Origin of the sequence: Sphingomonas sp. SUN039 (assembly GCF_024758725.1) — a bacterium.
Lineage (GTDB): Bacteria > Pseudomonadota > Alphaproteobacteria > Sphingomonadales > Sphingomonadaceae > Sphingomonas_O.
In genome coordinates this window covers 3,449,442-3,468,962 of sequence record NZ_CP096972.1, presented here as the reverse complement: position 1 = coordinate 3,468,962, position 19,521 = coordinate 3,449,442, and the positions used below count along the sequence as shown (strand labels likewise).

Here is a 19,521-nt window from a genome sequence, read left to right as displayed (position 1 = left end):
GAGGCGGTGACGCTCGTGGCCGCACTTTTGATGGCGGTTACGCCCGCATCTGCGACACAAGCCGATAGGAGTCTGCACACGCTCACAATACGATCGAGCCAGAAACTTGAGATTAGACCAAAGGCGGAAGAAGCCTGGTACCAGAGCGGTAATTGGCCGCTTATCGGCACGGGCATCACGTTGATAATTACCAACGGGATTGCGATTGGCCTCATCTATCTTCAGTCATCTCGCTCTTTTAACGCCCTACTTAGACAGCGAAAAATAGAGAGGTTATCTGCATCATTGAACGATTTTTACAATCCGCTTTTGGCACTTCTTGATGTTAACAAGGAGATTTTCGATCAGACAGGCCCATCTAGTTTTCCTCTCGACGAGAATGGTCGAACAGCCGCAGCTATGGTTTGGAAACATACAAAAAAGAGGATACTTGCGAACAACCTCCAGATCGAATCCATATTGAGTACCAAGACGCACCTTATGGACGAAACTGACTCGCTTGAGCATTATCATCGCTTGCTCGTTCATGTCGCGATGTATGAGACGTTTCAGACGGTGCGTACGGACTTATATCAGCGCTTCTTTTTTCCTCCCGAAGCACGCACTCATATCGTTGCCAAACGCAATTTGGTTTTAGAAAAATACAACAGCGCCGTTGGAGAGCAGATTTGAGCACATACTGGCTGCGAGGGGAGCTTGCCCGGGGTACCGACGCGACAACCGACGATGGAGACCCGATTCTTACCGTGTATCTCGACGGTGGAAAAGAAGCGCGAATTTACTGCCCTGAGCCGGATGAGTACCAAGTGTGCGCCGACGTTGTGCAAAAAGCATCCGATCTTGGCGCGACGATAGTCGCATACGGATCGTGGTGTGACGCGTCCGTGGAAGGAAAAATGCACGCCAAGGAAATTGGCCTCTCGGTCGTGCCGTATGCAGGTTTGTTCGCCTTTCTTCGTCGCAACGGCGTCTCGTTCAGCGGGTGATATCTTGGCTGGCAGCCGAATTGCGAAAGGCCGGCAACGATCTCTCGGAAGCCTATCTTTTCGGATCAGCGCTCGACCCACAAGCAACGCCGCGCGACATTGACCTCGTGATCGTCACCGCTCATTCGGCAGGAACGCCCGGATGGCACAGAATGAGGGCGACTCGAGACGAACTCGTTGCGCGTTTCGCCGAAGACTTTGAAATTCCACTGTCTGTGTTGCTTGTCACTCCGTCCGAGTGGGCGGAAGTTGACGGGACAATTGTTCGAGAGCGCCAGCGGTTGCGATAATTTCCTTTGAACTGACGCCCCCTACCCGCCTGTCGCCATCTCGAAACTCCGCCCCAGATGCTCGCCGAACCCACCCGGGACAGGCTCCAGCGTCCATGCCCCTGCCGGATTGCGGATTTCGGCGATGCGGGCGCCGACCTGATCAGGGGTCCAGTCGGGCTGGAACACGCCCGCCGTCTCGTTGATGTATGCCCGCGCGACACGACCTGCGGTCGAGACGTACATCTCCGCCGTCACCGAACAGCTTTCATGTGCCAGCCAGCCGACCACCGCCGCGACCAGTTCGGGCGGCATCGGCGGGAATTGGGTGATGTCGATCCCTTCGGACATGCGCGTTACGGCACCCGGCAGGATGATGTTGCTCTTGATATTCCTGTCCGCGCCTTCGAGGCCGATGACGTTGTTGAGGCCGATCATCGCCGCTTTGGCCATCGCGTAGTTCACGCTCGTCGCATTGCCGTAAATCCCGCCGATCGACGAGGTCAGCACGACGCGTCCGTAGCCCGCCTTGGCCATGATCTCGTAACCGGTGCGGACGAGGTTCCACGCACCCTGCATATGGACGTCGATGACCGACTGGAAATCCTCATGGCTGATCAGGTCGATCTCGCCGCGCCGGACGTTGCCGGCATTGGGGATGAGGATGTCGAGGCGACCCCAAGTGTCCATCGCGGCGTCTATGATCGCTTTGCCGCCCGCGACTGTCGCGACCGTATCGGTGACCGCGACCGCTTCGCCGCCCGCCGCCACGATCTCCGCAACGACGTCGGCGGCGGGGTTCTCGATCACTTCGTCGCCACGGATATTGCCGCCGACATCGTTGACCACGACCTTCGCGCCCCGCGCCGCCAGCAGCAGCGCATAGGCGCGGCCCAGCCCCCGGCCTCCGCCGGTCACAATGGCAACGCGGTCGTCGTAGCGCAGTTCGGCCATGCGGCATTCCTCTCGTCGGTCGTTGCGCCGGTATTTGCCCCAATGCGGCAAGGCTGCCCATCACCCCGCCAATCCATCGCCCGAGCGACGCGACACGCCGCACACCCCGCGTTAGATCGGCATCATGCAAGTTGCGATCATCACAGGGGCGGGGAGCGGGATCGGCCTCGCGACCGCGAAACTGCTCCATGACGCGGGGATGGCGGTTGTCGGCGTCGGACGCGATCCGGCAAAGCTGGCGACGCTGGCGGAGGCGCTCGGCGGGATCGAACGGCTCGCCACGCTGTCCGTCGATGTCACCGCCGCCGATGCGCCGCAGCGGATCGTCAAGCTCGCGCTCGACCGGTTCGGGCGGATCGATTTCCTGATTAACAATGCCGGGATCGGCAGCCCCAAGCCGCTCGACGAGACCGACGATGCGACGCTCGACCATTTCCTCGACATCATGCTGCGCGCGCCGTTCCGGCTCTGCCGCGATGTCATCCCGCACATGGGGCCGGGATCGGGCGTGGTGAACGTCACCTCGACTTTCGCAATGATCGGCGGCAAGCGCGGCGGTGCCTATTCGGCGGCGAAGGGCGGTCTGAAGTCGCTGACCGAACATATGGCGTGCGAATACGGCCCGCGCGGCATCCGCTCGAATTGTGTCGCGCCCGGCGTCACGATGACCGACATGGTCCGTCACCGCTTCGAGGACGAGACGTTCAAGCGCGTCAATGTCGAGACGACGCCCTATCCGCGCCTTGCCGAAGCGGAGGACATTGCCGCGACTATCGCCTTTCTGTGTTCGCCCGGCGGCGAGATGATCAACGGCCAGTCGATCGTCGTCGATGGCGGCTGGACGCGGACGAAATATTTGAGCCCCCGCGCGCTGACCTCCGAGTGGGTCGGCGGCGCGTAACGGAGAACACAATGCCTCTGGTTACCTATGTCGAAGCCGGCGGCATCCCGCACACCGTCGATGTGGCGGTCGGCGAGAATGTCATGCGCGGCGCGCTCAACAACGACCTGCCCGGCATCGTCGGCGAATGCGGGGGCGGCCTCGCCTGCGCGACATGCCATTGCTATGTCGACGAAGCGTGGCTCGCGAAAACCGGCGGCCCGTCGTCGCAGGACGAGACCGACATGCTCGATTCGACCTCTGCCGAGGTCAAGCCCTCCAGCCGACTGTCATGCCAGATCGTGCTTTCGGCAGAGCTTGACGGCCTGATCGTCCACCTTCCCGAAACCCAGTATTGAGGACGGCTGCGATGCGTATCGACCCCGCCAATCCGGTGCCACCGACAGGCATCGTCCGCCGTTTCGGGATGGATCAGGTGCCCGATCACGTCCCGCCCGAATTGATCCGCTCCGCCGGAATTATCTACAGCCCCGAGTTCCTCGGCGATCCGTATAAATTCTTCGCCGACATGCACGAGAAATTCCCGCCGGTGTTTTACGACGTCGGGCCGTTCGGCAATGCCTGGGTGATGACCAAGCATGAGGACGCGCTGTTCGCGCTGCGCCATGCCGAATATTTCTCGAACGAGGACGCGACGCCCTTCCCGCGCGATCCGGAGAACTGGTTCTACTTCATTCCCATCGAAATCGATCCGCCGGACCACCGCAAATACCGCAATATCGTCGATGGCATCGTGTCGCCGCAGGGGGTGCTGAAGCTCGAAGATCGCATCCGCGCGCTTGCCAACGAGCTGATCGATGACCTTATCGATAAGGGCGAGTGCGACTTCGACGAGGCGTTCGGGCGGCCCTTGCCGGTGCTTGTCTTCCTCGACCTGATGGGGCTGCCACGCGACATGTGCGACACCTTCGTCAGCTGGGCGATGGCGCTGTTGCACAGCAACGACCGCCAGATCATGGGCGACACGCTGAAAACGATCTGCGACTATCTGAGCATCGCGATTGCCGAGAAGCAGGCGAACCCCGACGACGGGCTCGTCAGCCGTATCGCCAATGCCGAATTCGAGGGGAAACCGATTTCGGAACGCGAGGCGCACGGCTTCGTTGTGTTCCTGTTCATTGCCGGCCTCGACACGGTGTTTGCGACGCTCAACAACATGTGGGTGTGGCTCGCCGAAAACCCCGAGCGGCGGCAGGAGATCATCGACAATCCCGACAACATCAACGCGCAGGTCGAGGAACTGCTGCGCGTCCGGTCGGTCACCTTTTCGGGACGGACGGTGGCGCAGGACATCGAGATCCGCGGCGTCAAGCTGAAGAAGGGCGACAAGGTCACCAGCATCCTGCCCGCGTGCAATTTCGACCCCGATGTCTTTCCCAATCCGACCGAGGTCGATTTCTCGCGCCCCAAGAAGATCATCCTCGCCTTCACCGTCGGCGTGCACAGCTGCATGGGGGCTCACCTTGCGCGGCTGGAGATCAAGATTGCGTTGCAGGAATGGCTGCGGCGCATTCCCGATTTCAAGCTGAAGCCGGGGACAAAGATCGAATACCGGCCGGGCGGCGTGATCGGGCCGGAGCACGTGCCACTGGTCTGGTAACGGCCGGGCGTCGACTATCGGTTGCTTGTCTGAACGCCTTCGGTCCAAGCTGTAACCAGCGCCGCCGCTCTGGCACCGACGGTGCCGGCATCGTCACCCGGGCGGTAGAGCGCACCGCCGACGCCCAGCCCTTCGGCGCCCGCCGACAACCAGGCCGACAGGTTGGTCGCGTCGGTCCCACCGACCGCCCACAGGCCGATGTCGCGGGCGATGACTTCGCGCAGTGCCTTGAGATAGGCGGGCGACATGGCCGAGGCCGGGAACAGTTTCAGCCGTCTCGCGCCCGCACGGATTGCGGCAAAGGCTTCGCTGGCGGTGAGGAAGCCCGGCATGACCTCGAGCCCAGAGGCGACGCCGTGCGCGATGACCTGTGGGTCGGTGTTCGGGGTCACCATTAGTCTGGCCCCTGTCGCGGCGAGCCGATCGACCGATGTCACGTCGAGCACCGTGCCTGCGCCGATCGCTGCCGTTTCGCCGAACGCCGCCTGCATCGCGGCGATACTGGCGAAGGGATCGGGCGAGTTTAGCGGCACCTCGATCATCCGGATCCCCGCCGCCACCAGCGCTTCGGTCACCGGCAAGGCCTCGGCGGGGGTCAGCCCGCGCAGGATCGCGACCAGCGGCGGCGCACCGCCCGCAAGGAGCTCATCAACCGTTTGCATCGATCAACTCCAATCCACGCAAGACCGTAATATCGCCATCGATTTCCCGCGACGCGATACCAAAACGCGCCAGCGCCGTCGCATAGCGGGCGGTGAGCGCGGCCGCACCGATCATTAGCGCGTTGTCGGGCAAGCCATCAGCGTCCCGCATATCGGCAATCTCGTTGCCGATGATCAGCCCCGAGAGGAAACCCGCTGCCCAACCCGGCGATTTCCCGGCGCGCAACTGGCTTGCCCGTGCCTCGAACAGGCTGCCAAGCAAGCCGCCGCCGCTGGCTGCCCGGTCGAGGCCGTCAGCAAATCCCGCCGGTTCGTCCGCGGAGTCGTATGAACCACCGGGCAGGAGCGTCGAACGGTCACGCAGCAGCGCGAAGAGCTCACCGGTCGGAAAGGTGCGGAATCCCGTGACCCGGCCCCCCTCGACCGTCACCCATTTGCTGTGGGTACCGGGAAGGACAAAGCAGGAGCTGCCCTGTCCGAGCGCCGCTTCGAGCGCGATGGCGCCGAAAATCTGGGCTTCCTCGCCACGCATCACATCGGGCCGACCCGTCGCATCGACACAGGCAAGCCCCGGGGCGATCCGCAACGGGATGTCGTCGAAGGCGAGCATCGGTGCCGCGCTCGACCAGTCGCGGACGTCCGCCGGACAATCGACATAGGCAATCTCGTGCAGGCCGCCGCGCGACCCCGCCATGCCGCACAGGTAGATCGCAGTCGGGCGGGACATGCCGCACCAAGGCGCAAGCGTTGCGCGCAAGGTCTCCTCGGGGCTGGTGGTCAGCATCCCGATCCCCGGCCCTTCGCAGCGGTCGGTTACTTCGCCGTCTTCGACCCGGTAGAGACGCAAGCGGCTTGTTCCCCAGTCCCCCAGAACGCGCCAGCTCATACCGGCAAGACCGCAGCGGGCAGAGCATTGCCCGCCACCGGCGCGTCGAAGGCGAAAAGCCCGCCCGCGAGCGGCTGGGCCGCCAGCGCCGCCGCATCCAGCCCGACGCGCGCTGTCGTGACATAAGCCGTGCGAAGGTCCGCGCCGCCGAACGCGATCTTGGTAACGCGCGCGCAGGGCAACGCGACGGTCAACAGCAGCTCCCCGTCGGGCGCATAGCGGCGGACGCCCCAGCCGTCCCAAAGCGCGACCCACAAACAGTCTTCGCTGTCGAGCACCACGCCATCGGGATAGCCGTCATGCGGCGTGAGTTGCAGGAATATTTCGGGATCGCCGATGCTTGGTCCTTCACCGATCGCATAGCGCCAGATCCTCCGATTTCCCGAGTCCACGTGATAGAGCGTCCGCCCATCGCGGGTGATCGCGGGACCATTGGTGACGACCGCCTCACCGCCGATACGGTGCAAACTCCCCTGATCGAGGCACCACAGCGCGCCGGTCGGTCGGCGCTCCTCGTCATCCATCGTGCCGAACCACAACCGGCCCTGCCCGTCGACTGTGGCGTCATTGGTGCGATTGTGCGCAGGCATCTGGATTTCGGTGACGACCGCCCGCGTGACGCCGTCACTCCCGACCGACAGGATGCGGTTGCCCGCTCCTACTACCAGCGTGCCGTCGTGTGCCAGCACGACGAAACTCGGCTGCCCGCCCAGGTCGAAGGTCTCCCGCGTCCCCGACCTAGGCATATAACGGTGCAGCTGCCCGCGCTTGATATCGACAAAGCGCAATGCCGCTTCATCGGGAACCCAAACCGGCCCTTCGCCGAGCAGCGCTTCAACAGGCCAAACAAGACGAACGTCGATACTCACTTGGGCGCTATGCACCCCTTGGCGTCGCGTGTCCCCGCCCAGGCGACGGCTTTTTCGAGCATTTGCACGTAAATCGGATCGCCATAGCGTTCGGGGCGGTGGCCGATGGCCGAATAAAACATGCGCCCCTTGCCGACACAGCGGCTCCAGGCAATCGGGTGATCGCCCATCCGCAAATTCTGGCCGCCGAAGCCATCGGGCTTGTACGTGGTTTCGTCGAGCGTTGCGATGATGCGCGATCCGCTCGCGCGCGGGTTGTTCTTAAACGAATACCATTCGTCGCTCATGTCCCAAGTCGCGGGCAACCCCTGCGCGACCGGATGGGCGCTGTCGTCGATCTTGATGCGCGCAATCTGGAACTGCGGCGCCATCGGGTGCCCGGCGAACCGCGCCCCGAGCAATGTGTCTACATACCAGTCCCAGAAATAAACCGGATCGCCGGCCGAGCCGTGCACGCCGATGAAACCGCCGCCCTGTTCCATGTAACTCTGAAACGCGCGGCGCTGCATCAGCGTGAGCACGTCGCCGCTGATGTTGTTCCAGATCACCGCATCGAACTGACGCAGGATGGCGGGGGTGAAGGCACTGCCCTTTTCCGTCGTGACCAGTGCCCAGCCCTTGCGCGCTGCCATCGAGACAAACGCAGAATGGGCGGCATCGACCGAAGGAACGTCGCGAAATCCGTTGATCTTTTCGAACAACAGGATGCGCGGGCGACCGCTCGGGATGACAAGCTTCGGCGGGTCGGTGTCATACCGCGAGCACCGCGCGATCTTGTCGGCAATCGTGACCGGGATAGCCGCCAGTTCACGGTCGATGGCGGGCAGTTCGGCGGACGGCAACCGCAGAAATCCCGATGCTTCTTTCAACGTCAGGATCGCGGCGAAGCTGGGAGGCGTTGTTCCCATGAGCTGGGCAGGCAGACGCGTGGCGATGCCGGGCAACGCCCTTTCGGCGACGGCCTTCGCTTGCGGGTTGAGCAGGATGTCGATCAGTGGCGAGGCCGAAGAATAAGGCGCGTCGCGCATCGGGCAATCGACCGGAGGTGCCGCCGACGCCGAGGCAGCAAAGGCGGCCGAAAACGCCACCAGCGCAAGTCGCACGTGTTTCAAGGTAGTCCTCCTAGTGACCCGCACTGACACCTTCTTCGATCGCATGCGTTGGCGCGTGACGCGCAGCCCGGGCGAACCAGAGCACATAGACGTAGCACGCCAGCGGCACCACGAACGCCAGCGACCGCGCGCCGATGGGAACGCCCGCCGCAAAGACATCGATCACCGCCCCATACAAGATCGAGATGAAGCCGCCGCCGCAGATCGCCATGCACATCAGGCCCGATGTGGCCGAGGCCGGAGCGCTCGACCGCTCGAGCGTCAGCGTGAAGATCGTCGGAAACATGATGGAGTTGAATAGGCCGAGCGAAATCGCGGCGAGCGCGGGCACGAAGCCCATCGTGAGCGGCGCCACGAAGCCGCCGGGCAGTGTCACCGTCCCGCCGAGCGGCGCGGCGGCGGTGCCATAGGTTGCCATGACAATCAGGCACAGGATCGATGCGCCTGCAGCCACGATGCCGAGCATCGTCGTTGCGGCAATCCGGCGCAGCAGCACACTGCCGCCGAAGCGCCCGACCATTGCCAGCAGCATGAAGATCGGCGCGATATAGCCCGCGACCTGCGACGGGATGTTGAGGATCTGCGGTTGTTCGAGAAAGAAGATCATGCCCGAAATCACGCAGACTTCGGCGCCAACATAGAGAAAGATCGCCACCGCGCCGAGATTGGCCCAGCGCGACTTCAGTGCGGACAGCGGCGATTCGACGTGTTGCGGGATCGCCGGGGCGTGCGCCGATATTGTTTTGCGCACGAAATAAATCGCCAAGATGAACACGGCGAGCGCCACCGCGATCAGGAAATAGACCTCTGTGACGAAGGACAGTCCCTCGGCCTTGAGCGCATCGGTCAGCACGACGTCCTTCGTGAAAAGGTCGCCCTTCAGCAGATAGCTCGCGCCGAAAATGCCGCCGACGTAAGCGCCCAGCGAGTTGAACGCCTGGCTGAGGTTGAGCCGGAAATGCGAACTCTTCTGGTCGCCCATCGAAGCGATCAGCGGGTTGGCAGCGACCTGGAGCAAGGTGATTCCCGAAGCAGCGACGAACAGTCCAATGAGCACGGTAACGAAGCTGTGCGACAGGCTGGTCGACCAGGCGATCAAGCACCCCGCCACGACGCCCACCAGCCCGAGGATGATCGAGTTCGCATAGCCGCGACGCGAAAGATACCAGGCGGCGGGAATCGAAACCACGCCGTAAGCGATGAAGAACGCGAACTGGTTGAGCTGCGTTTCGAAATCGGAGAGCGTGTAGATGACTTTCATGCTCTTCACGAGCGGATCGATGAGATTGGTAACGAACGCCCAGATGAAAAACAGCGCGGTGACGAACACCAGCGCGGTCGCCACCTTCGACGCCTGCGTTCCCGTCGTGCCGCCAGCCGTGCTCGCCATCCCGCCTATTCCCTCTCGCGCATTTTGTATTTGTATGAGTATAACGCCAGCATTAAGGGGTCAACACGATCGAGGGGGCACCATGCCGGGTTGGAGTAAAGCGCTGATGGCCGGAATAGCAGCGGCGCTTTCGCTGGCCGCAGGACCGGCGAACGGGGCAAGCGCCGAGCGGTCGGCGGCGGGGAAGCTGAAGGACGGAACCGCAGTTGAGGCGATCACGCTGCGCAACGCCCACGGCGTTTCGGCGCGCATCCTGACTTATGGTGCCACGCTCCAGTCGCTGGTCGCGCCCGACCGCCAGGGTCATGCTGCCGAAATCACGCTGGGGCATGACACGCCCTCCGATTATGAGGCGCATCAGGATTATCTCGGCGTGACAATCGGCCGCGTGGCCAACCGCATTGCAAACGCCCGGTTCGAGATCGACGGAACGGCCTATACCGTGCCCAAGAACAACGCGCCGAATTCGCTGCATGGCGGTGGGCAGGGATTCGACCGGGCGAACTGGACGGTGGCACATGTCGTTGGTGGCCCGGTGGCGCGCGTCGTGCTGACTCACCGGAGCCCCGACGGCGAGATGGGCTATCCCGGCAATCTCGACGTGACAGTCGCCTACACGCTCGACGAGCGCGGGGAGCTGGGCATCGTATTCGAAGCGACGACCGACAAGCCGACGGTCGTCAACATGACCAATCACGCGCTGTTCAACCTGGCCGGCAAAGCGGCGGTGCAGGGGGCGATGCTCCACCTTCTGACGATCCCTGCTGCGCGCTTCACGCCCGTCGACAAGACGCTGATCCCGACGGGCGAGTTGCGCGACGTTACGGGCAGCGTCTTCGATTTCCGGCGCGGTCGGGCGCTGGACGACGGGGTGCGCGACGGCAAGGACCCGCAGATCGCGATCGGCCGGGGCTATGACCATAATTTCGTGCTCGACAAGGGACAGACGGCGACGCCGCAGCTTGCCGCGCGGCTGGAGGACCCGGCGTCGGGCCGCGTGCTCGAGGTGCTGACCACCGAACCCGGCGTGCAGCTCTATACCGGCAATTTTCTCGACGGGACGGTGGCAGGCAGAGGCGGCCATCTCTACCGCATGGGCGATGGCATCGCGCTCGAGCCGCAGAAGTTTCCAGACACGCCGAACCAGCCAGCCTTCGGCTCCGCGCGCGTCGACCCCGGCAAGCCGTACCGCCACGCGATGATCTACCGTGTGTCCGTGAGCCGCTGATGACCAAGCTCCGGTCCGCTGCCTGGTTCGACAATCCGGCCAATGTCGACATGACGGCGCTCTATCTCGAGCGCTATCTGAACTTCGGTCTGAGCCTCGACGAACTGCGCTCGGGGCGTCCGATCATCGGCATCGCGCAGACAGGTTCGGACCTGTCCCCCTGCAACCGCCACCATCTCGTGCTGGCCGAACGCGTGCGAGACGGCATCCGCGAGCAGGGCGGCATTCCGATCGAATTTCCGGTCCATCCGATCCAGGAAACCGGCAAGCGCCCGACAGCGGGGCTCGACCGCAACCTGGCTTATCTCGGGTTGGTCGAGGTGCTTTACGGCTACCCGCTGGACGGGGTGGTGCTGACCATCGGCTGCGACAAGACGACGCCTGCCTGTCTGATGGCCGCAGCGACGGTCAACCTGCCCGCCATCGCGCTGTCGGTGGGGCCGATGCTCAACGGCTGGCACAAGGGCGAGCGTACCGGCAGCGGCACCATCGTATGGAAGGCACGCGAGATGCTCAGCCGGGGCGAAATCGACGATGCGGGCTTCATAAAGCTGGTGGCGTCGTCCGCCCCTTCGACCGGCTATTGCAACACGATGGGCACGGCCACGACGATGAATTCGCTGTGCGAAGTGCTCGGGATGTCGCTGCCGGGGTCGGCGGCAATCCCCGCGCCCTATCGCGATCGGCAGGAGAATGCGTATCGCACCGGGCTTCGTATTGTCGAGATGGTCGACGAAGACCTGAAGCCGTCGGACATCATGACGCGCGACTCGTTCCTCAATGCCATCGTCGTCAATTCGGCCATTGGTGGTTCGACCAATGCGCCGATCCATCTGGCGGCGATTGCGCGGCACATGGGCGTCGATCTCGACCTGCGCGACTGGCAGGACCACGGCCACAAGGTGCCGCTGCTGGTCAATTTGCAACCGGCGGGCGAATATCTGGGCGAGGATTATTACCACGCGGGCGGCGTGCCCGCTGTCACCAGCCAACTGATCGAACAGGGGCTGATCCGCGAGGATGCGATGACCGCCAATGGCAAGACAATTGGCGACAATTGCCGGGGCGTCGCAATCGAAGACGAAAAGGTCATCCGGCCCTTCGCCACGCCCATATTGGCCGACGCCGGTTTCCTCGTACTGTCGGGCAATTTGTTCGACAGTGCGGTGATGAAAACCAGTGTTATCTCGCCGGAGTTCCGCGCGCGCTATCTGTCGAACCCCGACGATCCCGATGCCTTCGAGGGGCCGGTGATCGTGTTCGACGGGCCGGAGGACTATCACGCGCGGATCGACGATCCCACATTCGCCATCGATGCGACAACGATGCTGGTGATGCGCGGCGCAGGGCCCATCGGCTATCCGGGTGCCGCCGAGGTCGTGAACATGCGCGCGCCCGCCTATCTGTTGCGTGAGGGGGTTGCGGCGCTGCCCTGCCTCGGCGACGGGCGGCAATCGGGCACGAGCGGGTCGCCCTCGATCCTCAACGCCTCGCCCGAAGCCGCAGCAGGCGGCGGACTGGCGCTGCTAGAGAGCGGCGACCGGGTGCGGATCGACCTGAAGCGCGGGACCGTCGATGTGCTGATCGACGATGCCGAGCTCGCCGCGCGCAAGGCAAAGCTCGAAGCGGCAGGCGGCTATCGCTACCCGGCCTCGCAAACGCCGTGGCAGGCCATCCAGCGCGCGCACATCGGACAGTTGCAGACCGGCGCGATTCTCGAAGGTGCCGAAGACTATCAGCGTATCGCGCAGACCCGCGGCCTGCCGCGTGACAATCATTAGCGCGCCCGGACGATGACGCACCCTATCCGCCTCGGGCTGGTCGGCCTCGGCAAGATCGCGCGCGACCAGCACCTTCCCGCCATTGCCGCGACCGAGGAGATCGAGCTGGTCGCGGTCGCCAGCCGCAACGCGACGGCACAGGGTGTTGTCAACTATGCCGATCTCGGCGCGATGCTGGCGGGCGAACCCGGCCTCGATGGAATTGTACTGTGTCAGCCGCCGCAGGCACGCTTCGACGCGGCACGCATGGCGCTGGCGGCGGGCAAGCACGTCTTTCTCGAAAAGCCCCCCGGGGCGACGGTTTCCGAGGCACAAGCGCTGGCGGCACTGGCGGCGCACCGGGGCACCACCCTGTTTGCCGGGTGGCATTCGCGCCATGCTTCGGCAGTGGCGACGGCCAAGGCATGGATCGCCGCACGCCGGATCCAGCAGGTTGTCATCACCTGGAAGGAAGATGTCCGTCACTGGCATCCGGGGCAGGACTGGATCTGGGAAGCAGGCGGCTTCGGCGTGTTCGACCCCGGGATCAATGCCCTGTCGATCCTGACCGAAGTGATCGGCGAGCCGGTGCGCCTGATCGACGCCGAACTCGAAACCCCCGCCAACCGGCACGCCCCCATTGCCGCGCGCCTAGCCATGGCGACAGCGGGAGGCGTGCCGGTGGCTGCCGAATTCGACTGGCGGCAGACCGGCCCGCAAACTTGGGACATAAGGATCGAGGCCGATGGCGAAGCGCTATGCCTGTCGCACGGCGGCAATGCGCTCACGATTGACGGCGTTGTTCAGGACACCGGACCCGAAGCCGAATATCCCGGTCTTTACCGCCGCTTCGTCGAGCTGGTCGACGAAGGGAAGAGCGACGTCGATCTCGCCCCATTGCAGTTGGTCGCCGACGCTTTCCTGCGTGGGACCAACCGCATCGTCGCCCCGTTCGACGCATGAGCGCTCCACACTATGGCAAGGGCTGAGCGCCTGCACCAAGCGATTGCCCGCCAGCTGGGCAGCGCGATCCTGAGCGGTGCCTACCGGCCCGGCGACGCGCTCGATGGCGAGATCGAACAGGCGTTAGCGCTCGGCGTGTCGCGCACCCCCTATCGCGAAGCCATCCGCATTCTCGTGGCCAAAGGGCTGCTCGAAAGCAGACCGCGTGCCGGCACGCATGTCACGGCCCGTGCGCGATGGACCCTGCTAGATCCCGATGTACTCGCCTGGACCTTCTCGGGCGAACCGGACGAGCAGTTCGTCAAAGGCCTGTTCGAGTTACGCGGCATTATCGAGCCTGCCGCCGCGTCGCTCGCAGCGCAGCGGCGGACCGAAGCGCAGATCGCGGCAATGCAGGATTCGCTGGCATCGATGGCGCATCACGGCCTTTCCTCCGAGGACGGCCGGGCAGCCGACCAGCAATTTCACCGCTCGGTGCTGGAGGCCACGCATAACGACGCGCTGGCATCGCTGGCGAGTTCGGTCGGTGCGGCGGTCCGCTGGACGACCCGGTTCAAGCAGCAGCGTGTGGCTCTGCCGCGCGATCCCCTGCCCGAACATATCGCGGTGTTCGACGCGATTGCCGCCAACGATGGGGAGGGCGCCCGCCACGCCATGGAGGAATTGCTGCGCCTCGCGCTCGACGACATGGCTGCCGCCCTGCCGTAACAATGACCATCTGTGAAACGGCTACGCGTGTTCAGCCGACGTCGCCGCGAAGGCGGTTGCTCCAGCTGATCACCACGCCGAGGCACAGCCCGGCAAGTTCGACGCCCAGCGAAACCTGACGCGGATTGGGATCGGCTCGATCCTCGAGTGCGACCTTCAATTGCGCACCGCCGTTGTTCGAAGCGACAACCAGAGCAATAGCTGCAAAGATAACGGCCAATCCCCGCCTGCGCTTCGTCATTCTCGCCCCCACCGCTTGTTCCGATAGCGTTACAGTTAGTGACACAACATGGCCGTGCAATGAACAACGGTTCATCTGCGGCGAATTTTACGCGACGCGCCATTCATCGCAGAGCGTCCGTCGCACGGGCTGTCCGCCTTCGAACCATTGCCATGTCCGAGCACGGCTGTTGCCGTCGGCGCTCAGTTCGATCATTTCGGTGAAATAGGCATCCGCAACGTCTTTGCGATCGAGGCGGAGCATCACGACACCGCCATGGGTTTCCCAGCCGGTACCGCTGAACCGGTGGGTGTCCCAGCGGAGCACGCCGTTGCGGAACGCCCCGCCGAAACTTCGCTCCTCGGTGCGGCCGTCGGCCCATGTCAGGCGGTTCGACTGGATATAGGCATAGGGTCCGTCCGCGGGAAATTCGCACTTCGTCCACATACGGTGTTGATCGACCAGTTCGAAATCGCGGCTGACGTGGCGATAGATGCCTTGCCATTCGCCCGCGTGGCGCAGCATGTTGGGCATGGCTTCGGCGAAGGATGCGCTCATTTCTGGAGCTGGTTCATTTCGATGAGGACGCCATCGGGGTCGAAAAAATTGCAGCCGATGACGCGGATCGGCGCTGCCCCGTTGCGTCCGGGATAGACTTGTTCGCGCGGCGCACTGGTGACGGTCACGCCCGGCACCTTGGCGGCGGCGGCGCATTTGGCGGGAACGTCGTCGGTATTGGTGACAATCACCACACCGCCCGGTCCCATGCGTTTGGGGTACGGGCCGGGATCGGGCAGCTTGGGGGCGGTCCACTGCATAAGGCCAATCCAGCCGATATAGGGATCGTTGCTGTTGAGAAGCACCAGCCGCGCCTTGGCCCCCGGCTCGCCTGCGGGAAGCGCGACGCCAGACGTGGTGACGACCGTGTCGTAATTGACCTTCAGCCCCATCACGTCGCGATAGAGCTTCAGCGAAGTCTCCATGTCGCGCACGATAATGGTCGCGCGACGAATGTCGGTGGGGATCCGCTCGGCAGGCTTTTCGACGCCGGCGGCTATGTTGGTCCGGTTGCCGGGGGGCGGCGGAGCGGGCTGCGCTGCAGCCGCGGCAAGCACGAGCAGGATCGTCATCTTTGGGCATCCTCTGCATAGGTGGAAATCGGAAGAGCGGAACCGGACTGGCGAATGATCGCCTGTTTGCGAAAAAAGCGGAGCAGCCCGGAATCGCCCATGCGCGACGGCCCCATACCGCTCGCCCCGAAACTGGTTTTCTCGACCTCCCAGACCATGGCGGTCAGCGATCCGTCATTGATCGAGACCGCACCGGCTTCGAGGCGGACGGCAACCGCTTCGGCTTCCTCGACCGTTCCTGCGAGCACGGCGGCGCTCAGCCCGAAGTGGCTGGCGTTGGCGTCAGAAATCGCATCCTCGACATTCTCGAAAACGGTCACAGGTATAACCGGCCCGAACGTCTCTTCGCGCATGAGTGTCATCGCCGGCGTGACGCCGGTCAGGACGGTCGGACGGAGATACAGTCCGCCACCCATTGTTTCGATCTGCCCGCCCGCGAGCACAGTCGCGCCGCCCGCGACGGCGTCATCGATCTGAGCTTGCACGATTGCGGCCTGCTTGTCGAAAATGAACGGCCCGATGTCGCCGACAGCGATATCGGGAAAGTTAGGACGCACCGATTTTGCTGCGTTGACGAGCGCAGCAATAAACGGCTCGTAAATGCTCCGCGCGACCAGAACGCGCTCGATCGACTGGCAGGCTTGTCCGGTGTTGACGATCGACGCGCGCAGGGCAGTGTGCGCGGCCGCCACCGGGTCGGCACTGGCGAGGACGATCATCGGATCCTTGCCGCCAAGTTCGAGGCTGGCAGGAATGAAAGCCTCTGCGGCGGCAGCGGCGACCTTGCGACCTGTGGCGACACTGCCGGTGAAAGCGATGAAATCGACAGCGCGCACGAGTGCCGCACCGGTTGCGCCATCTCCTTCGATCACGAGCAGCGGCAATTCGGGCACTTCGGCAATCGCGGCCATCAGGGGACCGATAAACCGCGGCGTGATCTCGCTCGGCTTGACGATGACCGCGCACCCGGCGGCCAGCGCGGGGATCGCGTCGATCAGCGCCAGGGTGAGCGGAAAGTTCCACGGGCTGATGACCCCGACGAGCGGATACGGCACAAGGCGGGTCGAGGTCGCGATCGTCGGGATCGCGGTCGGCTGGTCACAAGGCGAGGCCGCCGCGATCAGGCCGGGCGCGCGGGCCGCCCAGCGGCGGATCGCGCCTATGGTTCCGTCGACCTCGATCTGCGAGATGGCTTGGCGACCGGTGTCGATTGCGAGCGCCGCGGCAATCGAGACGCTATGGCTTTCGACGGCATCGGCAAATGCCACGAGGACAGCGCTGCGCCGGTCGGGTGACAATGCGCCCCAGTGTTTCTGCCGCACCCGTAAATGCTGCGCAGCATTTTCGACGGCGACAGTATCGAGCGGGGCGATCTCATGGTCGTACACGCCAGTGCGCGGGTTGCGGATTTTCATTGCTGCACGTCCCAGGCAGCGATGATTTCGTCACCGCTTGCGAACCACGCGCCATTGGCCTTCAGATCGGCGAGCAGTCTTTCGAACGCGTCGATGCGATAGGGCAGGCCCATGATGTACGGCGTAATGTGCAGCGGAAGCATGCGCCCGCCTTGCGTTGCTGCTTCGCCCGCCAGCCAGTCGAACGCGTCGCACATTTGCTGCGCATAGCTGTCCGCCGATTGCTGCTGGACTGCGATAATCTGACGGTCGCTAAGTTCGTGGTTGAGAGGCAGATTGATGAGGCCGTTTTCGAAGCGATACGGCAGCTCGTCGTTCACCCAGTCGCAGCAATAGCGCACCCCCGCTTCGTGCAGCAAGCGGGGCGTGTTCCAGCTCTGCGAACGGGCGATGGAGAGCCAGCCGGTCGCGCGGGTGCCGCTCACACGTTCCAGCGTGTCGAGCGATGTCGAGATCAACGCGCGCTCGTCGGCTTCGGGCAGACCGGTGGCGATAGTGCCGTTCATGTCGGTGGAATGCGCGACGATCTCGTGCCCTGCGCTCACGATGTCGGCGATGATCGACGGATAGCGTTCGGCGATGGTGCTGTTGGTGGCGACCGACACTTTGATGTGCGCTTTCGCAAACGCATCGAGCAGGCGGTAAAACCCGACCCGCGTCCCGTATTCGCGCGCGGTATAGTGGCGGTAGTCGGGATAGGCGGTTTGCATATGCCCCGGCGCGCGGAACGGCGTGTCGGTGGGGGTGAGGGGGAAAAATTCGAGGCTGACGCAGATCCAGACCGCGACGTTCGCGCCGCCGGGCCATGCGACGGGCTTGCGGTCCTTGAGCGCCGACCAGCCGTAGATATCGTGGTCATAGCCATGCTGGCGATGCGGGTAGTCCAGATAGGCGGGATCGAGCGTCATTGCTGTTTCGCCCAAGCATCCGCAATCTCGCCCGCCGTCGTCAGCCAGCCGCGCCCATCCGCCGCAATTTCGCGCAGGGCCTCCTCGAACGGCCCGATGCGGTGCGGCTGGCCGATAAGATAGGCGTGCAGCGGAATGCACATCACGGTGCCACCTTCATCCGCAAGCCGCCGGTATTGCCGCACCAGCGTGTCGGCATAGTCGCGGGGCGACATGTTGTAGACGAAGAAGCCGTAATGATCGTTGACCTCGAGGCTGTAGGGCATCGAAATCAGATCGCCGGTCTTGGTCTTCACTCGCTGCGGCTGGTCGTCGTGGTAAAGGTCGCAGGTGTAATCGAGACCGTATTCGGCAATCAGGTCGAGCGTGTTCTCGGTATGCGTCAGCGCGGGCGCCAGCCAGCCGCGGATCGTCTGTCCGGTTGCCTCGCGGACGGTGCGGATCGAATCCTCGATGATCGCGCGTTCCTGTTCCTCGTCCATGTCGTAGGCGTAGCGGGTGTTGTAGATGCCGTGGCTGAAGAACTCCCAGCCGCGCGCCGACCCATCGGCGACGACTTCGGGATGGTGCTGGCACAGCGCCACCGACAGGCTGACCGAGCCCGGAAAGCCGTGGCGCGTCATGACATCGGCCATCCGCCAGTGCGAGACGCGGTTGCCGTGGTCGCGGTGACTATAGCCGACAACATCGGGATGAACTTTGGTCCACGCCTTGCGGCGGGGATGGGCGGGGGGATCGATTTCGTAATATTCGAGGTTGGGTGCGACCCAGACCGCGACCTGCTTGCCGCCGGGCCAGACGATGGGCGCGCGGCTGCGATAGGGAACGAAGTCGTAGAGGCCAGGGTCGGATTTCACCGGCTCTCAAGCCAGTCGATCACAACCTGCACCGGCTCCACATCGGCATATTTCAGCTGGAGGTCGGTCAGATTGGCGAAATGGTAGCTTTCGTGCTTGTCGGCGCAGGTCTCGATGGGGACGATGGCGCGATAACCGTGCGACAACGCCTCGACGGCAGTCGCACGGACGCAACCGCTGGTGCTGCCGCCAGTGACGACCACGGTATCGATTTTGTGCCAGACGAGATAGCTCGCCAGCGGTGTCTCGAAGAACGCACTCGGCATGCGTTTGGTGAATTGCAGGTCGCCCGGGTCGATCTCGCAGCGCGGGTCGTAGGCGTGGCGTTCGGAGCCATAGCCGATGTTCTGCAATGAATCGGGCGTGTCGGTGCGCGTCCCCCAGACCCCGGCATCGCTGCCGTCATCGGCATAGCCGACCCGCGACCAGATGACGGGCATCCCCCTCGCGCGCGCCAGACGGCTGATCGTGTTGACATAGTCGATCTGGCGCGGGTCGGTCTCGTACGCGGTCTTGAAGGCGTGGATATCGGTATAGGCGCGCTGGAAATCGACGTTGACGATGGCGAGTTTCGACCCGAAGCCGAATTTGGCGCGGGCAGGGTTCGCGATGACATCCTCGAAAATCTGGCGCGCGGTGCGGCCGTCGGACAACATGCGGGAGCCAACAATCGTCATGGCATTACCATGCAGACACGATTAGG

At 63.7% G+C, this 19,521-nt stretch carries 22 protein-coding genes; 9 read left to right on the top strand and 13 right to left on the bottom strand.

The genetic code is table 11. The annotated features are described in order from the left end of the window. The first annotated feature begins 15 nt into the window (after positions 1-15). On the top strand, positions 16-672 hold the full coding sequence (locus M0209_RS17145) for a hypothetical protein (protein WP_258889483.1): 657 nt from the start codon (positions 16-18) through the stop codon (positions 670-672). Beyond that, complete coding sequence (locus tag M0209_RS17140) at positions 669-986, top strand: hypothetical protein (protein WP_258889482.1); 318 nt, start codon at positions 669-671, stop codon at positions 984-986. The genes M0209_RS17145 and M0209_RS17140 overlap by 4 nt, the downstream gene beginning before the upstream one ends. A gap of 311 nt (positions 987-1,297) precedes the next feature. Here the strand turns inward: M0209_RS17140 and M0209_RS17135 are convergent, their stop codons facing one another. Next, a complete protein-coding gene (locus tag M0209_RS17135) occupies positions 1,298-2,209 on the bottom strand; it encodes an SDR family NAD(P)-dependent oxidoreductase (protein WP_258889481.1) in 912 nt (303 codons plus the stop codon). Positions 2,210-2,333: 124 nt separating this feature from the next. Here M0209_RS17135 and M0209_RS17130 point away from each other — a divergent pair, with 124 nt between their 5' ends. Genes M0209_RS17130 through M0209_RS17120 form a run of 3 tightly spaced genes read left to right on the top strand, consistent with a single transcriptional unit; the run spans position 2,334 to position 4,710 of the window. Beyond that, a complete protein-coding gene (locus M0209_RS17130) occupies positions 2,334-3,110 on the top strand; it encodes an SDR family NAD(P)-dependent oxidoreductase (RefSeq protein WP_258889480.1) in 777 nt (258 codons plus the stop codon). 11 nt (positions 3,111-3,121) lie between these two features. Next, positions 3,122-3,448: a 2Fe-2S iron-sulfur cluster-binding protein gene (locus M0209_RS17125; RefSeq protein WP_258889479.1), complete on the top strand. Its 327-nt coding sequence runs from the start codon at positions 3,122-3,124 to the stop codon at positions 3,446-3,448. Positions 3,449-3,459: 11 nt separating this feature from the next. Continuing rightward, on the top strand, positions 3,460-4,710 hold the full coding sequence (locus M0209_RS17120; protein WP_258889478.1) for a cytochrome P450: 1,251 nt from the start codon (positions 3,460-3,462) through the stop codon (positions 4,708-4,710). A gap of 14 nt (positions 4,711-4,724) precedes the next feature. On the opposite strand, the gene M0209_RS17115 is transcribed toward M0209_RS17120, so the two are convergent. Genes M0209_RS17115 through M0209_RS17095 form a run of 5 tightly spaced genes read right to left on the bottom strand, consistent with a single transcriptional unit; the run spans position 4,725 to position 9,629 of the window. After that, on the bottom strand, positions 4,725-5,372 hold the full coding sequence (locus tag M0209_RS17115; protein ID WP_258889477.1) for a 2-dehydro-3-deoxy-6-phosphogalactonate aldolase: 648 nt from the start codon (positions 5,370-5,372) through the stop codon (positions 4,725-4,727). Then, positions 5,359-6,258 carry a 2-dehydro-3-deoxygalactonokinase gene (locus tag M0209_RS17110; protein ID WP_258889476.1) on the bottom strand — a complete coding sequence of 300 codons (900 nt, stop codon included), beginning with the start codon at positions 6,256-6,258 and terminating at the stop codon, positions 5,359-5,361. Before M0209_RS17110 ends, M0209_RS17115 begins: the two co-directional genes overlap by 14 nt. Next, positions 6,255-7,127, bottom strand: coding sequence for an SMP-30/gluconolactonase/LRE family protein (locus M0209_RS17105; protein WP_258889475.1), 873 nt, complete (start codon positions 7,125-7,127; stop codon positions 6,255-6,257). The genes M0209_RS17110 and M0209_RS17105 overlap by 4 nt, the downstream gene beginning before the upstream one ends. Then, a complete protein-coding gene (locus M0209_RS17100; protein WP_258889695.1) occupies positions 7,124-8,230 on the bottom strand; it encodes a ThuA domain-containing protein in 1,107 nt (368 codons plus the stop codon). Before M0209_RS17100 ends, M0209_RS17105 begins: the two co-directional genes overlap by 4 nt. Positions 8,231-8,249: 19 nt before the next feature. Beyond that, a complete protein-coding gene (locus M0209_RS17095) occupies positions 8,250-9,629 on the bottom strand; it encodes a sugar MFS transporter (RefSeq protein WP_258889474.1) in 1,380 nt (459 codons plus the stop codon). Positions 9,630-9,735: 106 nt separating this feature from the next. Here M0209_RS17095 and M0209_RS17090 point away from each other — a divergent pair, with 106 nt between their 5' ends. Genes M0209_RS17090 through M0209_RS17075 form a run of 4 tightly spaced genes read left to right on the top strand, consistent with a single transcriptional unit; the run spans position 9,736 to position 14,288 of the window. Beyond that, a complete protein-coding gene (locus tag M0209_RS17090) occupies positions 9,736-10,857 on the top strand; it encodes an aldose epimerase family protein (RefSeq protein ID WP_258889473.1) in 1,122 nt (373 codons plus the stop codon). Next, positions 10,857-12,638: an IlvD/Edd family dehydratase gene (locus tag M0209_RS17085; RefSeq protein WP_258889472.1), complete on the top strand. Its 1,782-nt coding sequence runs from the start codon at positions 10,857-10,859 to the stop codon at positions 12,636-12,638. The genes M0209_RS17090 and M0209_RS17085 overlap by 1 nt, the downstream gene beginning before the upstream one ends. A 12-nt stretch (positions 12,639-12,650) precedes the next feature. Further along, a complete protein-coding gene (locus M0209_RS17080) occupies positions 12,651-13,580 on the top strand; it encodes a Gfo/Idh/MocA family protein (RefSeq protein ID WP_258889471.1) in 930 nt (309 codons plus the stop codon). 12 nt (positions 13,581-13,592) lie between these two features. After that, positions 13,593-14,288, top strand: coding sequence for a FadR/GntR family transcriptional regulator (locus M0209_RS17075; protein WP_258889470.1), 696 nt, complete (start codon positions 13,593-13,595; stop codon positions 14,286-14,288). Between the two features lie 31 nt (positions 14,289-14,319). On the opposite strand, the gene M0209_RS17070 is transcribed toward M0209_RS17075, so the two are convergent. The 7 genes from M0209_RS17070 to M0209_RS17040 all read right to left on the bottom strand — a co-directional run bounded on the left by M0209_RS17070 (position 14,320) and on the right by M0209_RS17040 (position 19,495). Further along, positions 14,320-14,448 carry a hypothetical protein gene (locus M0209_RS17070; RefSeq protein ID WP_258889469.1) on the bottom strand — a complete coding sequence of 43 codons (129 nt, stop codon included), beginning with the start codon at positions 14,446-14,448 and terminating at the stop codon, positions 14,320-14,322. A 168-nt stretch (positions 14,449-14,616) separates the two neighbouring features. Next, a complete protein-coding gene (locus M0209_RS17065; RefSeq protein WP_258889468.1) occupies positions 14,617-15,066 on the bottom strand; it encodes a hypothetical protein in 450 nt (149 codons plus the stop codon). Further along, positions 15,063-15,638, bottom strand: a complete 576-nt coding sequence (locus M0209_RS17060; RefSeq protein WP_258889467.1) for a VOC family protein — start codon at positions 15,636-15,638, stop codon at positions 15,063-15,065. Before M0209_RS17060 ends, M0209_RS17065 begins: the two co-directional genes overlap by 4 nt. Continuing rightward, positions 15,635-17,053 (bottom strand): aldehyde dehydrogenase family protein, encoded by a 1,419-nt coding sequence (locus M0209_RS17055; RefSeq protein ID WP_258889466.1) that lies wholly within the window; start codon positions 17,051-17,053, stop codon positions 15,635-15,637. The genes M0209_RS17060 and M0209_RS17055 overlap by 4 nt, the downstream gene beginning before the upstream one ends. Next, positions 17,050-17,961: a polysaccharide deacetylase family protein gene (locus M0209_RS17050; protein ID WP_258889465.1), complete on the bottom strand. Its 912-nt coding sequence runs from the start codon at positions 17,959-17,961 to the stop codon at positions 17,050-17,052. The genes M0209_RS17055 and M0209_RS17050 overlap by 4 nt, the downstream gene beginning before the upstream one ends. Continuing rightward, positions 17,958-18,818, bottom strand: coding sequence for a polysaccharide deacetylase family protein (locus M0209_RS17045; protein WP_258889464.1), 861 nt, complete (start codon positions 18,816-18,818; stop codon positions 17,958-17,960). Before M0209_RS17045 ends, M0209_RS17050 begins: the two co-directional genes overlap by 4 nt. After that, positions 18,815-19,495, bottom strand: coding sequence for an isochorismatase family protein (locus M0209_RS17040; protein WP_258889463.1), 681 nt, complete (start codon positions 19,493-19,495; stop codon positions 18,815-18,817). Before M0209_RS17040 ends, M0209_RS17045 begins: the two co-directional genes overlap by 4 nt. Positions 19,496-19,521 lie beyond the last annotated feature (26 nt).

What these genes read in the sequence shown, in the direction of transcription:
- M0209_RS17040 (WP_258889463.1), bottom strand. Translation starts at nt 19,495, where the DNA reads ATGACGATTGTTGGCTCCCGCATGTTGTCCGACGGCCGCACCGCGCGC.
- M0209_RS17135 (WP_258889481.1), bottom strand. Translation starts at nt 2,209, where the DNA reads ATGGCCGAACTGCGCTACGACGACCGCGTTGCCATTGTGACCGGCGGA.
- M0209_RS17085 (WP_258889472.1), top strand. Translation starts at nt 10,857, where the DNA reads ATGACCAAGCTCCGGTCCGCTGCCTGGTTCGACAATCCGGCCAATGTC.
- M0209_RS17050 (WP_258889465.1), bottom strand. Translation starts at nt 17,961, where the DNA reads ATGACGCTCGATCCCGCCTATCTGGACTACCCGCATCGCCAGCATGGC.
- M0209_RS17125 (WP_258889479.1), top strand. Translation starts at nt 3,122, where the DNA reads ATGCCTCTGGTTACCTATGTCGAAGCCGGCGGCATCCCGCACACCGTC.
- M0209_RS17055 (WP_258889466.1), bottom strand. Translation starts at nt 17,053, where the DNA reads ATGAAAATCCGCAACCCGCGCACTGGCGTGTACGACCATGAGATCGCC.
- M0209_RS17090 (WP_258889473.1), top strand. Translation starts at nt 9,736, where the DNA reads ATGGCCGGAATAGCAGCGGCGCTTTCGCTGGCCGCAGGACCGGCGAAC.
- M0209_RS17130 (WP_258889480.1), top strand. Translation starts at nt 2,334, where the DNA reads ATGCAAGTTGCGATCATCACAGGGGCGGGGAGCGGGATCGGCCTCGCG.
- M0209_RS17115 (WP_258889477.1), bottom strand. Translation starts at nt 5,372, where the DNA reads ATGCAAACGGTTGATGAGCTCCTTGCGGGCGGTGCGCCGCCGCTGGTC.
- M0209_RS17110 (WP_258889476.1), bottom strand. Translation starts at nt 6,258, where the DNA reads ATGAGCTGGCGCGTTCTGGGGGACTGGGGAACAAGCCGCTTGCGTCTC.
- M0209_RS17065 (WP_258889468.1), bottom strand. Translation starts at nt 15,066, where the DNA reads ATGAGCGCATCCTTCGCCGAAGCCATGCCCAACATGCTGCGCCACGCG.
- M0209_RS17120 (WP_258889478.1), top strand. Translation starts at nt 3,460, where the DNA reads ATGCGTATCGACCCCGCCAATCCGGTGCCACCGACAGGCATCGTCCGC.
- M0209_RS17080 (WP_258889471.1), top strand. Translation starts at nt 12,651, where the DNA reads ATGACGCACCCTATCCGCCTCGGGCTGGTCGGCCTCGGCAAGATCGCG.
- M0209_RS17060 (WP_258889467.1), bottom strand. Translation starts at nt 15,638, where the DNA reads ATGACGATCCTGCTCGTGCTTGCCGCGGCTGCAGCGCAGCCCGCTCCG.
- M0209_RS17095 (WP_258889474.1), bottom strand. Translation starts at nt 9,629, where the DNA reads ATGGCGAGCACGGCTGGCGGCACGACGGGAACGCAGGCGTCGAAGGTG.
- M0209_RS17075 (WP_258889470.1), top strand. Translation starts at nt 13,593, where the DNA reads ATGGCAAGGGCTGAGCGCCTGCACCAAGCGATTGCCCGCCAGCTGGGC.